Source organism: Pseudomonas sp. NPDC089918, from assembly GCF_050280605.1.
Classification (GTDB): domain Bacteria; phylum Pseudomonadota; class Gammaproteobacteria; order Pseudomonadales; family Pseudomonadaceae; genus Aquipseudomonas.
Map to the genome: position 1 here is coordinate 55,535 of NZ_JBNNVP010000034.1, position 17,738 is coordinate 73,272.

The window sequence follows — 17,738 nt, forward strand, 5'->3', positions numbered from 1 at the left end:
TCCGCGTTCCAGCTCTCGAAAGGGACGCGGAGCGTCCCGGGCTGCATTCCCACGCAGAGCGTGGGAACGATCAACTATTGCACTTGCAACGATGCATCCAGCCCCGCCAGCTTATCCGGATTGCGCATGATAAAAATCCGGCTCACCCGCCCCGCTTCATCAAAACCAAACGTCATCGACGCAGTAATGACCCCATCTGCCTTGATGATCACGCCTTGTGCCCCATTGATTTCGCTGGGCAGCCATTCGCAAGTATGCCAATAGACATGCAACGACTGACCAATGAAATCCAGCACGCTGGTAATGCCAGACAAGGTTTCGCGGATGGCCGAGGCCTTGCCGCCGCCGTCGGCGCAGAGTTCGACGTCTTCGGCCAGCAGCGTGGTCAGGGATGCGGTTGAGCCGCTGGCGATGGCGCTGTGGAAGGCGCTCAGCAATTGGTCCTGACGCGCCGGCTCCGGTTGATAGCGGATTTGCCCGTTACCCAGACCGGCCTTGGCCCGGGACACCAGTTTGCGGCAAGCCGCTTCCTGGACCCCGATCGCCTCGGCGACTTGCGCGTAATCCATGTCGAAAATTTCGTAGAGCAGGTACGCGGCGCGTTCCTTGGGAGTCAGCCGTTCCAGCAAGAGCAGGAACGCGGTGGACAATGACGAGGCCAGTTCATGCATGTGTTCGGGTGAATGCTGATGGGTGGTGTGAATCGGCTCCGGCAGCCAGGTGCCGATGTAGTCGACCCGTGACGTGTGCGCCGAGCGCAGCAGGTCAATGCAGTGCCGGGTGCAGGCCGTGGTGAGCCAGGCGGCCGGCGTGGCGATGGAGGCCCGGTCGGCCTCCAGCCACTTGATGAACAACTCTTGCACCACATCCTCGGCTTCGGTGCGCGAGCCGAGAATGCGATACGCCAGACCGAGCAAAAAGGGCCGGCGCTGCTCGAATACAGCGGCGGCGTTTTCAGCGGAGTTCATCGATCAGTGCCTCGACACCTGCAAACGGTTCCACAGGTTGATCATGCCGATCTCGACCGTCAAGGCACCGATCTGAGCATCGTTGAAATGCTCGCGCAAGTCGCCGCGCAGGCTGGCGTAATCGGTCTTTTCATCGAGTACGGTCAGGGCTTCGGTCCAGGCCAGGGCGGCGCGTTCGGCGGCGCTGAAATCGCTGACATGGCGCCAGACGATCAGGCGGTCCAGACGCTCGTTGGTTTCATTGGCTTCGCGCGCCTCGCGAGTGTGCATCTTCACGCAGAAACCGCATTGGTTAATCTGCGAGGCACGCAGGTGCAGCAGGTGTTTGAGGGTCGGGTCCAGGTCATGGCTGTCGAGGGTGACATGGACCTGGGTCAGGCTTTCGAAAACCTGAGGGATGGATTGCAGCAGATTGACCGGTTGGGTGTTGGACGACATCGTGTTGCTCCGCTATTTGAGGGGTTCAACAGGATGACGATTGAGGATTCGGGTTTGTGACGTGGGGGACGTTTTTTTAACGCGTAGAAGCAAAAGATCGCAGCCTTCGGCAGCTCCTACGCGCCTGTGGGCGCTGCCGAAGCCTGCGATCTTTTGATCTTCAAGCCGCCAATTCACCGCTGGCAATCGCATCCGACGCCGCCAACATCGCCCGCAACAACACCGCACATCCGGCAGCCAAATCATCGGGTGCAGCGTTTTCGATTTCGTTGTGGCTGATACCGCCTTCGCAAGGCACGAAAATCATCCCCGCCGGGCCGAGTTCGGCGAGGAAGATCGCGTCATGCCCTGCCCCGCTGACGATGTCCATGTGCGACAGCCCCAACCCTTGCGCGGCGTCGCGTACCGCTTCGACGCAGCCCTTGTCGAAGTACAGCGGCGGGAAGTCGGCGGTGGGGGTCAGTTCGAACGTCAGGCCGTGTTCCTCGCAGGTGGTTTCGATGACCTCACGGACTTCGGCGATCATTGAATCGAGTCGCGCCGGCTCCAGATGACGGAAGTCCAGGGTCATGCGCACTTCGCCAGGAATCACGTTGCGCGAGCCGGGGTAGGCTTGCAGGCAGCCGACGGTGCCGCACGCATGGGGCTGATGGCCGAGGGCGGCGCGATTGACCGCGCCGACGATCACCGAGGCGCCGACCAGAGCGTCCTTGCGCAGATGCATCGGCGTCGGGCCGGCGTGGGCTTCGACGCCGCGCAGTTTCAGGTCGAACCATTTCTGCCCGAGGGCGCCCATCACCACGCCGATGGTCTTGCGCTCATCCTCAAGAATCGGGCCTTGCTCGATGTGCGCTTCGAAATACGCGCCGACGGCATGGCCGCTGACCTTGCGCGGCCCGGCATAGCCGATGGCGTTCAGGGCTTCGCCAACGGTCACGCCCTCGGCATCGACCTTGGCCAGGGTTTCTTCGAGGGTGAATTTTTCCGCGAACACGCCGGAGCCCATCATGCACGGGGCGAAGCGCGAGCCTTCTTCGTTGGTCCAGACCACCACTTCCAGCGGCGCTTCGGTTTCCACCTTCAGGTCATTGAGGGTGCGCAAGACTTCGACCCCGGCCAGCACGCCGAAGCAGCCATCGAACTTGCCACCGGTGGGTTGAGTGTCGATGTGGCTGCCGGTCATCACCGGCGGCAGGTTCGGGTTGCGCCCCGGACGGCGGGCGAAGATGTTGCCGACAGCGTCGATGCTGACGGTGCAGCCGGCTTCTTCGCACCAGTTCACGAAGATGTCCCGGGCCTGGCGGTCGAGGTCGGTCAGGGCCAGCCGGCAGACGCCGCCCTTGACCGTGGCACCGAGTTTGGCCAGGTCCATAAGCGACTGCCACAGACGGTCGCGGTTGATGTGCTGATGGGTGGACTGCAGAACGTCTATGGCAGCGTTCATGGTGATCTCCTCAGTTCTTCTTCTGATAGTTCCCACGCTCTGCGTGGGAATTCATCCATGGACGCTCTGCGTCCGCTTCTGGGACGCGGAGCGTCCCGGGCTGCATTCCCACGCAGAGCGTGGGAACGATCATGTGGGAGCGGGCTTGCTCGCGAAGGGGCCATCCCTCACACCGCCGATTTCACGGCAGTAGGACTCGGCCGCATCACACTCAACCCGTAATAAATCAGCCCACCAAGGGCCGAGCCAGTGAACCAGCCGTAGCTGTAGAACCAGCTGAACGCATCGCTGCCCAGCGACAACAGCGTCAGCGCTACCGGCACGCCGAACGCGATAAAGCCGAACCAGTTCCACGCCGGATAAACGTCATCGCGGTAAAGTCCGGCCAAATCCAGTTCCTGTTTCTTGATCAGGAAATAGTCCACCACCATGATCCCGGCGATCGGCCCCAGCAGGCTCGAATAGCCCAGTAACCAGTTGGAATACACCATCTCCAGGCTCAAATCCGAAACGATCAGTCCGAGCTTTTTCAGCAACTCATGGGCCATCAGCGCCAACCCGACCAGCCCCGTGAGCATCACCGCTGTGGTGCGGTTGATGTACTTGGGCGCGACGTTCTGGAAATCGTTGGTCGGCGACACGATGTTGGCCGCAGTGTTGGTGGACAAGGTGGCGATGATGATCAGCGCCATGGCCAGTGCGACCCAGACCGGGCTCTGGATATGGCCGATCAGAGTGACCGGATCAGAGACAGTGACGCCCACCAGTTTTACCGAAGCAGCCGTCATCACCACGCCGAGGGAGGCGAACAGGAACATGGTCAAGGGCAAGCCGATGATCTGCCCGACGATCTGATCCTTCTGGCTTTTCGCATAGCGGCTGAAGTCCGGAATGTTCAGCGACAAGGTGGCCCAGAAACCGACCATGGCGGTCAGCCCGGCGGCAAAGTAACTGACCACGCTGGCCCCTTCCGGACGCTTGGCCGGGATCGCCAGCAGCTCGGTCATCGACACGTTCGGCATCGCCCACACTAGCAGCCCCACGCCCACCAGCACCAACAACGGCGCCGAGAGGGTTTCCAGCCATTTGATCGAGTCCGCGCCGCGAATCACCACCCACAGGTTCAAGGCCCAGAACACCATGAAGCCGATCACTTCGCCGGTACCGCCGAGGGCTTTCCAGTCATCGAACACCGAACCGAGAAACAGGTGAATGGCCAGCCCGCCGAACATGGTCTGGATGCCGAACCAGCCGCACGCCACCAGGGCACGAATCAGACACGGAATGTTGGAACCGAGGATGCCGAATGATGAGCGCAGCAACACCGGAAACGGAATGCCGTACTTGGTGCCGGGGAAGGCGTTCAGGGTCAGCGGGATCAGCACGATGATGTTGGCGAACAGAATCGCCAGCAGCGCTTCGCCCACGGTCAGGCCGAAATAGGCGGTGAGCACGCCACCAAGGGTGTAGGTCGGCACGCAGATCGCCATGCCGACCCACAGCGCAGTGATGTGCCATTTGTTCCAGGTTCGTTCGCGCACCTTGGTCGGTGCCATGTCGTGGTTGTAACGGGGACTGTCAAGCACGTCGCTGCCGGCTTCGAGCTCAAACAAGCCGTCGCGCTCGGTCACTTGCGATCTGATCTGTTGCATGGCCGCTCCACTGTTCTTTTGATTATTTTTGCTCATCAGAGGCTGGCGCGAGGTGCGCGAGCCGGACGATGGCCGGAGAAACTGACAACTTTCATGGACCGGCCAAGGTGTCAGCGGCGGCATCAATAAACGTGCCGGGTGCCCCGCTAGCGCATCGGGCAGTGCCATAAAATTTCGCTAACCAACTGATGTTAATCAGCTTTATTTATCCAACTATTGAATCCGCGGTGAGTTGCCATGCCACTCAGGCCGAATGTCAGGCAAGTTGTCCGAACAGTCAGGACTCAATCTGGTGCGTCGATCTTTTTTTCAATACTGCGCCTCAACCATAGACCATCCACAAGCGGCTGATTTCACATAGAAAATCTTGACCATATTTCGAACCTGTCAAGTGCGTCAAAATGGTGAGAGGCCTCACCATTTTGGTGATTTTCAGTTTTTATCGTTATTTATCAATCGGTTAAATCAGTAATAAGCTTATAAAAAATATTCTTGCTCAATCGACAAACTGCAGCTAGCGTCTATTCTTGACAGCGCTGACAGGAATACACCGATTGGCGTCTGCTTCATATAAAACATTTAGAACCGGCATCAGTCGGTCAATGCCTGCGAGGAACTCGGAATGTCTCTGTTGATCCGTGGCGCCACCGTTGTTACCCATGATGAAAGTTATCCCGCCGACGTCTATTGCGCCGACGGCGTGATCAAAGCCATCGGTGAAAACCTCGATGTCCCCACCGATGCCGAAGTGCTCGATGGCAGCGGCCAATACCTGATGCCCGGCGGCATCGACCCGCACACTCATATGCAGTTGCCCTTCATGGGCACGGTGGCCAGCGAAGACTTCTTCAGCGGCACCGCTGCAGGGCTTGCCGGCGGCACCACCTCGATCATCGACTTCGTGATTCCCAACCCGCAGCAATCGTTGATGGAGGCGTTTCATCAATGGCGCGGCTGGGCGGAGAAGTCGGCGTCGGACTACGGTTTCCACGTCGCCATCACCTGGTGGAGCGAGCAGGTCCGCGAGGAAATGGCCGAGTTGGTCAGCCAGCATGGGGTCAACAGCTTCAAGCATTTCATGGCCTACAAGAACGCGATCATGGCAGCCGACGACACATTGGTGGCGAGCTTCGAGCGCTGCCTGGAACTGGGCGCCGTGCCGACCGTACACGCGGAAAACGGCGAGCTGGTCTATCACCTGCAACGCAAATTGATGGCCCAGGGCATGACCGGGCCGGAAGCGCACCCGCTGTCGCGGCCTTCGCAGGTGGAAGGTGAAGCTGCGAGCCGGGCGATTCGCATTGCCGAAACCCTCGGCACGCCGCTGTACCTGGTGCACGTCTCGACCAAGGAAGCCCTCGACGAAATCACCTACGCCCGCAGCAAAGGCCAACCGGTCTACGGCGAAGTGCTGGCCGGGCATCTGCTATTGGACGACAGCGTTTACCAACACCCGGACTGGCAGACCGCCGCCGGTTACGTGATGAGCCCGCCCTTCCGTCCTCGCGGCCATCAAGAGGCGCTTTGGCACGGCCTGCAAGCGGGCAACCTGCACACCACCGCCACCGACCACTGCTGCTTCTGCGCCGAACAAAAAGCCGCCGGTCGTGACGACTTCAGCAAAATCCCCAACGGCACCGCCGGTATCGAAGACCGCATGGCGGTGCTCTGGGATGAAGGGGTGAATACCGGGCGTTTGTCGATGCAGCACTTCGTTGCCCTCACCTCTACCAACACCGCGAAGATCTTCAACCTCTATCCGCGCAAAGGGGCAATCCGCGTTGGCGCCGATGCGGATCTGGTGCTCTGGGATCCGGAAGGTACGCGGACGATTTCAGCCAAGACCCATCACCAGCAAGTCGACTTCAACATCTTCGAAGGCAAGACCGTGCGCGGCGTGCCGAGCCACACCGTCAGCCAGGGCCGAGTGGTGTGGGCCGATGGTGACTTACGGGCCGAGCGTGGTGCCGGTCGGTATGTCGAACGGCCGGCGTATCCGGCGGTGTTTGATTTGCTGAACAAGCGGGCTGAGTTGAATAAGCCGGTTGCTGTGAAACGCTGAACCTGTACTCCCGGACCTGATCGTTCCCACGCTCCGCGTGGGAATGCAGCCCGGGACGCTCTGCGTCCCATTGGAACGCGGAGCGTCCCCTGAGGCATTCCCACGCAGAGCGTGGGAACGATCAGCCCACCAGAGGCGATACCTCAAATAACCGTGAGGCCAACACCGTGATTAAGACCCTGAACCATCTCCCGCGTCCCCATGAGGACGCGGTCGCCCTCGCCGGCCAGTTCACCGATCTGGCGCCACCGCTCAACGACCGTCAGGCCCATCTGGAAGCCTCGCGCTGCCTGTATTGCTACGACGCGCCGTGTGTGAATGCCTGTCCGAGCGACATCGATATTCCATCGTTCATCCGCAATATCCATCAGGAGAACGTTCAGGGCGCCGCGCAGAAAATCCTCTCGGCGAATATCCTCGGCGGCAGTTGCGCTCGGGTCTGCCCGACGGAGATTCTTTGCCAGCAGGCCTGCGTGCGCAACAACGCCCAGGAATGCGCGCCGGTGCTGATCGGCCTGTTGCAACGCTATGCCGTGGACAATGCCCATTTCAGCGAACACCCGTTCCAGCGTGCCGCCTCGACCGGCAAGCGCATCGCCGTGGTCGGTGCCGGCCCGGCGGGTTTGTCGTGTGCGCACCGCAGCGCCATGCACGGCCATGACGTGGTGATTTTCGAGGCGCGGGAAAAGGCTGGCGGCCTCAACGAATACGGGATAGCCAAGTACAAACTGGTGGACGATTACGCGCAGAAGGAGCTTGAATTCCTGATGGGGATTGGCGGGATCGAGATTCGCCACGGGCAGAAACTCGGCGACAACCTGACCCTCAGCGAACTGCATCAGCAATTCGATGCGGTGTTCCTCGGCCTTGGTCTGGCCGCCAGCAAACAGCTGGGGCTAACCCATGAGGATGCCCCCGGCCTGCTCGCCGCCACCGAGTACATCCGCGAATTGCGCCAGGCCGATGACCTGACGCAATTGCCACTGGCCGAGCACTGCATTGTCCTCGGTGCCGGCAACACCGCCATCGACATGGCCGTGCAAATGGCCCGTCTCGGCGCTCGCGACGTGAATCTGGTGTACCGCCGTGGCGTCGAGGACATGGGCGCCACCGGTCACGAACAGGACATCGCCAAGGCCAATCAGGTGCGGCTGCTGACCTGGGCGCAACCGCAAGAAGTGCTGCTCGACGATAAGGGCCAGGTGCGCGGCATGCGCTTCGCCCGCACCCGGTTGGTGGAAGGTCGTCTGCAAACCACCGGCGAAACCTTTGAACTGGCCGCCGACGCGATCTTCAAAGCCATCGGCCAAACCTTCGACAACAGCGCCCTCGCCGATCCGCTGGCCCGTGAACTCAAGCGTCAGGGCGACCGCATCCTCGTCGACGAACAGCTGCGTACCAGCATTCCCGGCGTGTATGCCGGCGGCGATTGCACCAGCCTCGATCAGGACCTCACCGTGCAGGCCGTGCAGCACGGCAAGCTGGCCGCCGAGGCCATCAACGCTCAACTCATGCTCAACGTGGAGGCTGCGTAAATGGCCGATCTCTCGATTGTCTTCGCCGGCATCAAAGCCCCCAATCCGTTCTGGCTGGCCTCCGCGCCGCCGACCGACAAAGCCTACAACGTGGTTCGCGCGTTCGAGGCTGGCTGGGGCGGCGTGGTCTGGAAAACCCTGGGTGAGGACCCGGCTGCGGTCAACGTATCGTCGCGTTACTCGGCACACTTCGGGGCTAATCGGGAGGTGCTTGGTTTTAACAACATCGAGCTGATCACCGACCGTTCGCTGGAGATCAACCTGCGGGAAATCACCCAGGTCAAAAAGGACTGGCCGGATCGCGCGCTGATCGTATCGCTGATGGTGCCCTGCGTCGAAGAGTCATGGAAAAACATCCTGCCGCTGGTGGAAGCCACCGGGGCCGATGGCATCGAGCTGAATTTCGGCTGCCCCCACGGCATGCCGGAACGAGGCATGGGCGCGGCGGTCGGCCAAGTGCCGGAATACGTCGAGCAGGTCACCCGCTGGTGCAAGACTTATTGCTCGCTGCCGGTGATCGTCAAGCTCACGCCGAACATCACCGACATCCGCGTCGCGGCCCGTGCCGCTTACCGGGGCGGGGCCGATGCGGTGTCGTTGATCAACACGATCAACTCGATCACCAGCGTCAATCTGGAACGCATGGTCGCCAACCCTGCCGTGGGCAGCCAAAGCACCCATGGTGGTTATTGCGGCTCGGCGGTGAAGCCGATCGCGCTGAACATGGTCGCCGAAATCGCCCGCGACCCACAGACCCAAGGTTTGCCGATCTCTGGCATTGGCGGCATCGGCAGTTGGCGCGATGCGGCAGAATTCATTGCCCTGGGCAGCGGCTCAGTACAGGTGTGCACGGCGGCGATGCTGCATGGTTTCCGGATTGTCGAGGAGATGAAGGACGGTTTGTCACGCTGGATGGACAGTCAGGGCTACGCAAGCGTGTCAGAATTTTCCGGGCGTGCGGTGGGCAATACCACGGACTGGAAGTACCTGGACATCAACTACCAGGTGATTGCGAAGATTGATCAGGAGGCATGTATCGGTTGCGGTCGCTGCCACATCGCTTGCGAAGATACCTCGCACCAGGCGATTGCGAGCCTTAAGCAGGCGGACGGGACGCATAAATATGAAGTGATCGATGATGAGTGTGTGGGGTGCAATCTGTGTCAGATCACGTGTCCGGTGCAGGATTGCATCGAGATGGTGCCGATGGATACCGGCAAGCCGTTCCTGGACTGGAATCATGATCCGAGGAATCCGTACCACATCACTGTCTAACCGATCGTTCCCATGCTCCGCGTGGGAATGCAGCCCGGGACGCTCCGCGTCCCAAGAGCGGACGCAGAGCGTCCATTGAGGCGTTCCCACGCAGAGCGTGGGAACGATCGGGTTACGGCTCCAACCCAATCCCACGCAATATCACGCTTGTCACCGTCTGCACCGCCCGCTCGAACTGCATGTCCGACAGCGGCTGGTGATCATTAAGAATATTCACCTGGTGATCGAAGTCGGCGTAGTGCTGGGTCGAGGCCCAGATCATGTACAGCAGGCTGGAAGGCTCCACCGGCAGGATGCGTTTGTCCTCCACCCACTGGCGAATTTTCGCTTCTTTCATCTTGGCCCAGTCGTACAGGCTGGCGTCGAGTTTCTCACCCAGTGTCGGCGCACCGTGGATGATTTCGTTGGCCCAGACTTTCGAGCCGTACGGCCGGCTGCGGGAATGGTTCATCTTGGCGCGGATGTAGCTGCTGAGCACCACTCGCGGGTCATCGAACATCTCGAAGCACAAGGCGTCCTGCTTCCAGACCTCCAGCAAACCCAGGAGCACCGCGCTGTACAACTCGCTCTTGGTGCTGAAGTAATAATGCAGATTGGAACGCGGCAGTTGCACTTCGGCGGCGATGTCGGCCATGGCGGTGCTGCCGAAACCTTTTTCGGCGAAGACTTTTTCGGCCCCCAGCAGAATCTTTTCGACGTTACTGCGACGAATCTCGATCTTGTGATTGCCCATGAGGGCTCCCTGACAACAGCGTTGGTCAAGACTAGCATCCGCTCTGGATCGGGGCGACAGGGGAAAACGAAACTTCGTACGGTGGTCTTGCGGCTCGGTGACAGTCAACATTGATGTCGGCTGACAGACCGCCATCGCGAACTGTCTCGCTCCCACAGAGGTCTGCGTTTACCCATCCCCAGCCATAACCGGTCGCGTCCCATTGAAGGTGGTCTTCGACAAGTCATCGTATAACTTGTGATTGACATCCCCTTAAAGCCTCGCAAATAATCGCCGCCAATGTTGTACGACGACGTATAACAAAAAATAAAAATAACAAAAACCAAGGGAACGTTATCGTGAGCAGACTCGCCCGCCATTCCTTCGCCGACACCCCTCGCCCCTTCGTCCGTCGCCATACCCTCAGCCTGATCGGTTGCAGCAGCCTGGCCTTCGTCCTGCCCATGACCAGCCAGGCCGAAGGTTTCATCGATGACGCCAAGGCCACGCTGAACCTGCGTAACGCTTATATCAATCGCAACTTCACCAACCCGAACAATGCCCAAGGCAAGGCTGAAGAGTGGACGCAAAACTTCATCCTCGACGCCAAATCCGGGTTCACCCAAGGCCCCGTCGGTTTCGGCGTGGACGTGCTCGGTATGTATTCGCAGAAACTCGACGGCGGTAAGGGCACGGGCGGCACGCAATTGCTGCCGATCCATGATGACGGCCGCCCCGCCGACAATTTCGGACGCCTGGGTGTGGCGCTGAAAGCCAAGGTGTCGAAAACCGAATTGAAGGTCGGGGAATGGATGCCGGTGCTGCCGATCCTGCGCTCCGATGATGGTCGCTCGCTGCCGCAAACCTTTCGCGGCGGCCAGGTCACCTCCACCGAACTCAGCGGCCTGACGCTCTACGGCGGCCAGTTCCGCGGCAACAGCCCGCGCAATGACGCGAGCATGGAAGACATGTCGATGAACGGCAGAGGCGCGTTCACCTCCGATCGCTTCAACTTTGGCGGCGGCGAGTATGCGTTCAATGAAAAGCGCACTCAGGTCGGCGTCTGGTACGCGGAACTCAGCGACATTTATCAGCAGCAGTATTTCAACCTGAGCCATAGCCAGCTCATGGGTGACTGGACCCTGGGTGCCAACCTCGGTTACTTCATCGGCAAGGAAGACGGCAACGCCCTGGCCGGCGACCTCGATAACAAAACCGCGTTCGTCCTGCTCTCGGCCAAATACGGCGGCAACACCTTCTATGTCGGCCTGCAAAAACTCAGCGGCGACAGCGCCTGGATGCGCGTCAACGGCACCAGCGGCGGCACGCTGGCCAACGACAGCTACAACGCCAGCTATGACAACGCCAAGGAACGCTCCTGGCAGGTGCGTCACGACTACAACTTCGTCGCCCTCGGCATCCCCGGCCTGACGCTGATGAACCGCTACATCAGCGGCGATAACGTGCACACCGGAGCGATCACCGATGGCAAGGAATGGGGCCGCGAATCGGAACTGGCCTACACCGTGCAAAGCGGCGCGCTGAAGAGCCTGAACGTCAAATGGCGCAACGCGACCATCCGCCGCGATTTCAGCACCAATGAATTTGATGAAAACCGCATCTTTATCAGTTACCCGATTTCGTTGTTGTAAGGCGCGGCACTTTTGCAGGTTGGCATAAATCCCATGTGGGAGCGGGCTTGTGGCGAGGGGGCTTGCCCCCGTTGGGTCGCGGAGCGGCCCCAAAACCAGAAGCTCGGGGACTGCTACGCAGTCCAACGGGGGCAAGCCCCCTCGCCACAAGCCCGCTCCCACAGGTTCGGCACATTCATGAGGGATGAATGAACATGACCCTCCGTCAATTTCAATCAAAGTCGCGTTGACAAGCACCGGAAAGCCTAACAATACTTCGACTAAGTCATACGACAACCTACAACAACCCAATAACGACAATTTACTGTTCAGGGATTTACATGACGACCACTCCCCCATTCAATCGCCTTCTCCTGACCGGCGCCGCCGGTGGCCTCGGTAAAGTTCTGCGCGAACGCCTGCGACCTTACGCCAACGTCCTTCGTCTGGCGGACATCGCCAACATGGCGCCAGCCATTGATGATCGCGAAGAAGTCGTGCCGTGCGACCTCGCCGACAAGCAAGCGGTGCATCAACTGGTCGAAGGCGTGGACGCGATCCTGCACTTCGGCGGCGTGTCGGTGGAGCGTCCGTTCGAAGATATCCTGGGCGCCAACATCTGCGGCGTGTTCCATATCTACGAAGCGGCTCGCCGCCACGGCGTGAAGCGGGTGATTTTCGCCAGTTCCAACCACGTCATCGGCTTTTACAAGCAGGACGAAACCCTCGACGCCCACTCCCCTCGCCGCCCGGACAGCTATTACGGCTTGTCCAAGTCCTACGGCGAAGACATGGCCAGTTTCTACTTCGATCGCTATGGCATCGAAACCGTCAGCATCCGCATCGGCTCCTCGTTCCCGGAACCACAGAACCGCCGAATGATGAGCACCTGGCTGAGCTTCGACGACATGACCCGACTGCTCGAACGCGCGTTGTACACCCCGAATGTCGGCCACACCGTGGTGTACGGCATGTCCGACAACCAGAACGTCTGGTGGGACAACCGATTCGCCTCACACCTGGGTTTTGCGCCACAGGACACCTCCGAAGTGTTCCGCGAAAAAGTCGAAGCCCAGCCAATGCCCGCCGAGGATGATCCGGCCCGGGTTTATCAGGGTGGTGCCTTTGTCGCGGCTGGTCCGTTCGGCGACTGAGCCCTCGCCAATCCCCACATAACAAAGCCGAGGGAATGCGTTGCCATGCAAGCCGAATTGATTGTCGATGCCCGCAATGCGGTCGGTGAAAGCCCGGTGTGGGTCCCCGAGGAAAACGCCCTGTACTGGGTCGATATTCCGACCGGTGGATTACAGCGCTGGAATGACGACAGCGGGCACGTTCACGCCTGGAAAGCCCCGCAAATGCTCGCCTGCATCGCTCGTCACAGCGCAGGTGGCTGGGTCGCCGGCATGGAAAGCGGATTCTTTCACCTGTACCCGCACAACGATGGCCACCTCGACAGCGAACTGCTGGCCCACGTCGATCACGCCCGCCCCGACATGCGCCTGAACGATGGCCGCTGTGATCGTCAGGGCCGTTTCTGGGCCGGTAGCATGGTGCTGAACATGGGCGCCAACGCCGCCGACGGCACGCTCTATCGCTACAGCGCCGGACAACCCGGGCCGCTCGACGCCCGGCTCAGCGGTTTCATCGTGCCCAACGGCCTGGGTTTCAGCCCGGACGGCAAGACCATGTACCTCTCGGATTCGCACCCCGACGTGCAGCAGATCTGGGCCTTCGATTACGACATCGACAACGGCACGCCATCCAACCGTCGGCTGTTCGTCGACATGCATCACTTCCTTGGTCGCCCCGATGGCGCGGCAGTGGATGCCGAAGGGTGCTACTGGATCTGCGCCAACGACGCCGGGCTGATTCACCGTTTCACCCCCGATGGCCGACTGGATCGTTCGCTCCCCGTGCCGGTAAAGAAACCGACCATGTGCGCCTTCGGTGGCAGCCAGCTCGATACCCTGTTTGTGACCTCGATCCGCCCCGCTGACGACCATGACGAACAGTCGCTGGCCGGCGGCGTGTTTGCCCTCAACCCCGGCGTCAAAGGCTTGCCGGAACCGGTGTTCAACGAATTGCTTTGAGCCAATAAAGATCGCCATGACACCCACAATCCTCGAACTCGAAGACGAACTCACCCGCCTCACCCTCGCCCCCGAACTCGGTGCGAGCATTGTCAACTGGACTGTGCGCAGCACCGGCCAGCCGCTGTTGCGCCATAGCGACCAGCACGCCTTGAACACCGGCCTGCCCGGCAAACTCGCCTGTTATCCCCTGGCGCCATGGTCGAACCGCATCGACAAAGGCGGTTTCGACTGCCCGGATGGCTGGCTTGCGCTGACGCCCAACAGCCTCACCGATCCGCTGCCGATCCATGGCAGTGCCTGGCAACAGCCGTGGCAGATCGTCTCGCACACCCGCGATGAAATCGTCCTGCAACTCGACAGCACCGCACCCTTCGCTTATCGCGCAAGGCAACGTTTCCATCTGAGTGAGGGCAAGTTGAGCATCGATTTGCAGGTCACCCATCTGGCTGAACACGCCGCCTGGCATGGGCTCGGTTTACACCCCTATTTCCCGCGCACCGCAGGCACTCGGTTGCAGACGCAGGCGCGAGAGGTCTGGTTGTGCGACAGCGCAAAACTGCCGACACAACTCAGTTCGATTCCTGAGGAATGGGACTTCAGCCAGCCCCGGGCATTACCCAAAACACTGGTGGACAACGGCTTTTGCGAATGGGACGGCCACTGCCTGATCCAGCAACCCGACTTAGGTTATGAACTGGAATGCCAAGCCACCGGTAGCGCCTACTACCTGCTCTACTGCCCCGTGGGCCTGGAGTTTTTCTGTATCGAACCGGTGAGCCATCCGGTCAACGCCCATCACTTGCCGGGTCGGCCAGGGTTGCGTTTGCTGGAGCAAGGGCAATCTGCCGGGCTCGGTTTCAGCCTGCGCTACCGCTACGCCAACAGCTGAGTCAGCACCGCGCGCAACTTGCCGGGTTTCACCGGTTTGTTCAGCAGCGGTGCGTCGAGTCGCTGCAATGAGCGCCGACACTGGTCGGTGCGATCGGCGGTGATGATCACCGCTGGAATCGCCTGGCTAAAATGCTCGCGCAAATGCCGAACCACTTCACAGCCCACCACGCCGTGATCCAGGTGATAATCCGCCAGAATCAGTTCCGGCGCCTGTCCCTGCAATGCGACCAGCGCGGTGGCCTCGTCGGTGGCGGTGACCACCTCGCAGCCCCACTGGCCGAGCAGCGCGCTCATGCTTTCAAGAATGCTGACCTCATTGTCCAGCACCAACAGCCGCCGGCCCGGCAACGGGTTACCGGTACTTGGTTGCGGCGCGGCCTGACTGATCGGCAGTGGAATCTCATGGGAAATCGGCACTTCGATGCTGAACATCGAACCGCGCCCCGGCCGCGAATGCACCTGAATCCTGTAGTCGAGGATCTTGGCGATGCGTTCGACAATCGCCAGTCCCAGGCCCACGCCCTTGCGATCGGCGGCGCGCCCGACGTCCAGTTGGTTGAACTCGAGGAAGATCGAATCAAGACGATCCGCCGGGATTCCGCGCCCGGTGTCCCAGACTTCGATACGCAGCGCATCGCCCCGGCGTCTTGCCCCCAGCAGAATGCAGCCTTCGTCGGTGTAGCGGCAGGCATTGCTGAGGAAGTTGCGCAAAATCCGCGTCATCAAGCGCAAGTCAGTATGAATGGCGTAATCGCCCATGTGGACCCGCAGGTTCAACCCGGCTGCCGCAGCCACCGACTGAAACTCCGAGACCAGTGGCGCGAGCAATTCGTCGAGGCGGTACAGGGCAATATCCGGCTTCACCGCGGCCTGATCGAGCCGGGAAATATCCAGCAGATCGGTGAGCAAATCTTCCGCCCCTTCCAGCGCCTGATGCGTGCGCTCCACCAGCACCTGCTCGACGTCGGGCAATTTGCGCTCGCGCAAGGTCGAGATCAGCAAACGCGCGGCGTTGAGCGGTTGCAGCAAGTCGTGACTGGCGGCGGCGAGGTATTTGTCCTTGCTGCGATTCGCGGCTTCGGCGGCGTCACGGGCATCGCGCAAGGCTTCGGCGGCGTCCATCAACTCGTTGGTGCGCGCGGTGACCCGCTGCTCCAGTTCGTCATTGAGTTGTTGCAGGCGCTGCTGAGCGAGTTTTCGCTCGGTGATGTCGGCAACAAAGCCCTCCACCAAGCCTTCCTGATCCGGTTTGAGCAGCAGGTTCATCAACACGTCGAGGACACTGCCGTCCTTGCGCCGCAGCTGAGTTTCATAGCCCAGCAGGCTGCGCTCGCGCTGGAGGATTTCGCCGATGCTTTCCAGCTCTTGCGCCCCGCCAACGAACAGCGTGCCCGCCAGGTCCGTCAGGGTAAACAGCACCTCCTGGGGGTTTTGATAGCCGAGCATCCGCGCCAGCGCCGGGTTGGCGGCGCGCATGCCCTCCAGCAGGCTGGCCTGGAAGACCCCGTGTACCGCATTTTCGAACAGCCATTTGTAGCGGTTGCGTTCGGTTTCCAGTTCATCCAGGCGCGCGGCCAGTTCCGGGTAATGACTCTTGCGCGCCGAGTGGTTGCCTAAGCCGAGTAACCCGGCCAGCGCCCGTTGTTGCTCGTCAGAGGGCTTCGCCATAGACGACCTCGACGTCGCGCTGACTGGATTCGCGCGGGTTGGTAAGGATGCACGGGTCATGCATGGCGTGTTGCGACAGGAACGGAATGTCCGCGGTACTCACCCCGTGCAGGCCCAGGGTTTCGTGGAAGCCGATGGCGTGTTTGAGGGCGATCAGGTGTTCGACCAGACGCCCGCAAATCTGCCGGTGATTGAGGCCACGGCAATCAATACCGAAGGTCTCGGCGATCACCTTGAAGCGCTCCGGCGCCGAGCTGTAGTTGAACGCCACCACGTGTTCCACCAACACCGCATTGCACAAACCATGAGGCAGATCGAGAAAGCCACCGAGGCTGTGGGACATGGCATGCACCGCGCCAAGGATCGCGTTGGAGAACGCCAGACCGGCCTGCATGCTGCCGAGCATGATTTTCTCGCGCAGGGCGATGTCGCTGGGGTTGGCGATCATTTGCACCAGATTGCCGTTGATCAGCCGCATCGCCTCCAGCGCATGAGGGTCGGTGAGCGGCCCGTGACCGGTGGAGACAAAGGCTTCAATGGCATGGACCAACGCGTCGATGCCGGTACAGGCCGACAGGAACGGGTCCATGCTCAGGGTGGTTTCCGGGTCGATCAGCGACACGTCCGGCACTGCGGCCTTGCTGACGATGGAGAATTTCATGCGTTCTTGCTGATTGGAGATGATCACGAACTGCGACACATCGGCCGACGTGCCGGCGGTGGTCGGGATCAGGATCAGCGGCGGGCTGGGCATGCGCAACATGTCCACGCCCTCGAATTCGAGGATGTTGCGCCCGTGGGCGACGACAATGCCGATGCCCTTGCCGCAGTCCATCGGGCTGCCGCCACCGATCGCCACGATCACATCGCAGTGATTCTCCCGGTACAACTCGGCGCCGAGCATGACTTCTTCGATCCGCGGGTTGGGCGAAACGTTGCTATACAAAAAGAAATCAATGCCCTGGGCTTGCAGACTGGCCTCGACATCGGCGACCCAACCGGCGGCAATCACCCCGGGGTCGCTGACCACCAGCACCTTGCGGGCGCCGAAGGTCTTGGCATAGTTGCCGACGTTATGCCGACAGCCGGCACCGAAGATGATTTCAGGCGAAACGAATTTACGCAGCTGGCTGAGATTCTGGCTCATTGGAAAGCCTGTTTTTATTGTTTTGAAAGGTAAAGACCACACTAAAGCATCCGGCTGCGAATGCAATCAGACCAATGGATAGCGAGCCGCGGTGTACTCGGATTTGTATCCACTGGAGATCAACTGTGGGAGATTCTATGGTTGAGGGGAAGCCCTCAACCCGTTTTCGCTTGGTATTCACTCTGCCCTTTCAGCAGTGCAAATACGACCCGTGCAAGC

The 17,738-nt window shown here is 60.5% G+C and carries 14 protein-coding genes; 7 read left to right on the forward strand and 7 right to left on the reverse strand.

Going from position 1 to position 17,738, the window contains the following annotated elements; genetic code table 11:
- Window positions 1-74: 74 nt before the first annotated feature.
- The 4 genes from sigJ to ACQKPC_RS22065 all read right to left on the reverse strand — a co-directional run bounded on the left by sigJ (window position 75) and on the right by ACQKPC_RS22065 (window position 4,502).
- A complete protein-coding gene (gene sigJ, locus ACQKPC_RS22050) occupies window positions 75-968 on the reverse strand; it encodes an RNA polymerase sigma factor SigJ (RefSeq protein ID WP_427626255.1) in 894 nt (297 codons plus the stop codon).
- Window positions 969-971: 3 nt separating this feature from the next.
- Entirely contained in the window at window positions 972-1,406 is a 435-nt protein-coding gene (locus ACQKPC_RS22055) for a carboxymuconolactone decarboxylase family protein (RefSeq protein WP_427626256.1), read from the reverse strand.
- A gap of 160 nt (window positions 1,407-1,566) precedes the next feature.
- On the reverse strand, window positions 1,567-2,850 hold the full coding sequence (locus ACQKPC_RS22060; RefSeq protein WP_427626257.1) for a Zn-dependent hydrolase: 1,284 nt from the start codon (window positions 2,848-2,850) through the stop codon (window positions 1,567-1,569).
- A 167-nt stretch (window positions 2,851-3,017) separates the two neighbouring features.
- Window positions 3,018-4,502: an NCS1 family nucleobase:cation symporter-1 gene (locus ACQKPC_RS22065; RefSeq protein WP_427626258.1), complete on the reverse strand. Its 1,485-nt coding sequence runs from the start codon at window positions 4,500-4,502 to the stop codon at window positions 3,018-3,020.
- A gap of 622 nt (window positions 4,503-5,124) precedes the next feature.
- Here ACQKPC_RS22065 and hydA point away from each other — a divergent pair.
- From hydA to preA, 3 genes are all read left to right on the forward strand, one after another.
- Window positions 5,125-6,564, forward strand: coding sequence for a dihydropyrimidinase (hydA, locus tag ACQKPC_RS22070; RefSeq protein ID WP_427626259.1), 1,440 nt, complete (start codon window positions 5,125-5,127; stop codon window positions 6,562-6,564).
- 167 nt (window positions 6,565-6,731) lie between these two features.
- Window positions 6,732-8,099, forward strand: coding sequence for an NAD(P)-dependent oxidoreductase (locus ACQKPC_RS22075; protein WP_427626260.1), 1,368 nt, complete (start codon window positions 6,732-6,734; stop codon window positions 8,097-8,099).
- Complete coding sequence (gene preA / locus ACQKPC_RS22080; protein WP_427626261.1) at window positions 8,100-9,374, forward strand: NAD-dependent dihydropyrimidine dehydrogenase subunit PreA; 1,275 nt, start codon at window positions 8,100-8,102, stop codon at window positions 9,372-9,374.
- A gap of 112 nt (window positions 9,375-9,486) precedes the next feature.
- On the opposite strand, the gene ACQKPC_RS22085 is transcribed toward preA, so the two are convergent.
- Window positions 9,487-10,107: a TetR/AcrR family transcriptional regulator gene (locus ACQKPC_RS22085; RefSeq protein ID WP_007899508.1), complete on the reverse strand. Its 621-nt coding sequence runs from the start codon at window positions 10,105-10,107 to the stop codon at window positions 9,487-9,489.
- A gap of 338 nt (window positions 10,108-10,445) precedes the next feature.
- On the opposite strand from ACQKPC_RS22085, the gene ACQKPC_RS22090 reads away from it, so the two are divergent.
- The 4 genes from ACQKPC_RS22090 to ACQKPC_RS22105 all read left to right on the forward strand — a co-directional run bounded on the left by ACQKPC_RS22090 (window position 10,446) and on the right by ACQKPC_RS22105 (window position 14,702).
- Window positions 10,446-11,738, forward strand: coding sequence for an OprD family porin (locus ACQKPC_RS22090; protein WP_427626262.1), 1,293 nt, complete (start codon window positions 10,446-10,448; stop codon window positions 11,736-11,738).
- Window positions 11,739-12,058: 320 nt separating this feature from the next.
- Complete coding sequence (locus ACQKPC_RS22095) at window positions 12,059-12,871, forward strand: NAD-dependent epimerase/dehydratase family protein (RefSeq protein ID WP_427626263.1); 813 nt, start codon at window positions 12,059-12,061, stop codon at window positions 12,869-12,871.
- A gap of 45 nt (window positions 12,872-12,916) precedes the next feature.
- Window positions 12,917-13,810 carry an SMP-30/gluconolactonase/LRE family protein gene (locus ACQKPC_RS22100; protein ID WP_427626264.1) on the forward strand — a complete coding sequence of 298 codons (894 nt, stop codon included), beginning with the start codon at window positions 12,917-12,919 and terminating at the stop codon, window positions 13,808-13,810.
- Between the two features lie 16 nt (window positions 13,811-13,826).
- A complete protein-coding gene (locus ACQKPC_RS22105) occupies window positions 13,827-14,702 on the forward strand; it encodes an aldose 1-epimerase (protein ID WP_427626265.1) in 876 nt (291 codons plus the stop codon).
- On the opposite strand, the gene ACQKPC_RS22110 is transcribed toward ACQKPC_RS22105, so the two are convergent.
- Together ACQKPC_RS22110 and ercA are read right to left on the reverse strand one after the other, a co-directional pair.
- Window positions 14,687-16,372 carry a PAS domain-containing hybrid sensor histidine kinase/response regulator gene (locus ACQKPC_RS22110; protein WP_427626266.1) on the reverse strand — a complete coding sequence of 562 codons (1,686 nt, stop codon included), beginning with the start codon at window positions 16,370-16,372 and terminating at the stop codon, window positions 14,687-14,689. The two genes, ACQKPC_RS22105 and ACQKPC_RS22110, sit on opposite strands and share 16 nt — an antisense overlap.
- Window positions 16,356-17,519, reverse strand: coding sequence for an alcohol dehydrogenase-like regulatory protein ErcA (ercA, locus tag ACQKPC_RS22115; protein ID WP_427626267.1), 1,164 nt, complete (start codon window positions 17,517-17,519; stop codon window positions 16,356-16,358). The genes ACQKPC_RS22110 and ercA overlap by 17 nt, the downstream gene beginning before the upstream one ends.
- Window positions 17,520-17,738 lie beyond the last annotated feature (219 nt).

Excerpts from the sequence above, each read along its gene's own strand:
- sigJ (WP_427626255.1), bottom strand. The coding sequence starts at position 968 with ATGAACTCCGCTGAAAACGCCGCCGCTGTATTCGAGCAGCGCCGGCCC.
- ACQKPC_RS22055 (WP_427626256.1), bottom strand. The coding sequence starts at position 1,406 with ATGTCGTCCAACACCCAACCGGTCAATCTGCTGCAATCCATCCCTCAG.
- ACQKPC_RS22060 (WP_427626257.1), bottom strand. The coding sequence starts at position 2,850 with ATGAACGCTGCCATAGACGTTCTGCAGTCCACCCATCAGCACATCAAC.
- ACQKPC_RS22065 (WP_427626258.1), bottom strand. The coding sequence starts at position 4,502 with ATGCAACAGATCAGATCGCAAGTGACCGAGCGCGACGGCTTGTTTGAG.
- hydA (WP_427626259.1), top strand. The coding sequence starts at position 5,125 with ATGTCTCTGTTGATCCGTGGCGCCACCGTTGTTACCCATGATGAAAGT.
- preA (WP_427626261.1), top strand. The coding sequence starts at position 8,100 with ATGGCCGATCTCTCGATTGTCTTCGCCGGCATCAAAGCCCCCAATCCG.
- ACQKPC_RS22085 (WP_007899508.1), bottom strand. The coding sequence starts at position 10,107 with ATGGGCAATCACAAGATCGAGATTCGTCGCAGTAACGTCGAAAAGATT.
- ACQKPC_RS22095 (WP_427626263.1), top strand. The coding sequence starts at position 12,059 with ATGACGACCACTCCCCCATTCAATCGCCTTCTCCTGACCGGCGCCGCC.
- ACQKPC_RS22100 (WP_427626264.1), top strand. The coding sequence starts at position 12,917 with ATGCAAGCCGAATTGATTGTCGATGCCCGCAATGCGGTCGGTGAAAGC.
- ACQKPC_RS22105 (WP_427626265.1), top strand. The coding sequence starts at position 13,827 with ATGACACCCACAATCCTCGAACTCGAAGACGAACTCACCCGCCTCACC.
- ACQKPC_RS22110 (WP_427626266.1), bottom strand. The coding sequence starts at position 16,372 with ATGGCGAAGCCCTCTGACGAGCAACAACGGGCGCTGGCCGGGTTACTC.
- ercA (WP_427626267.1), bottom strand. The coding sequence starts at position 17,519 with ATGAGCCAGAATCTCAGCCAGCTGCGTAAATTCGTTTCGCCTGAAATC.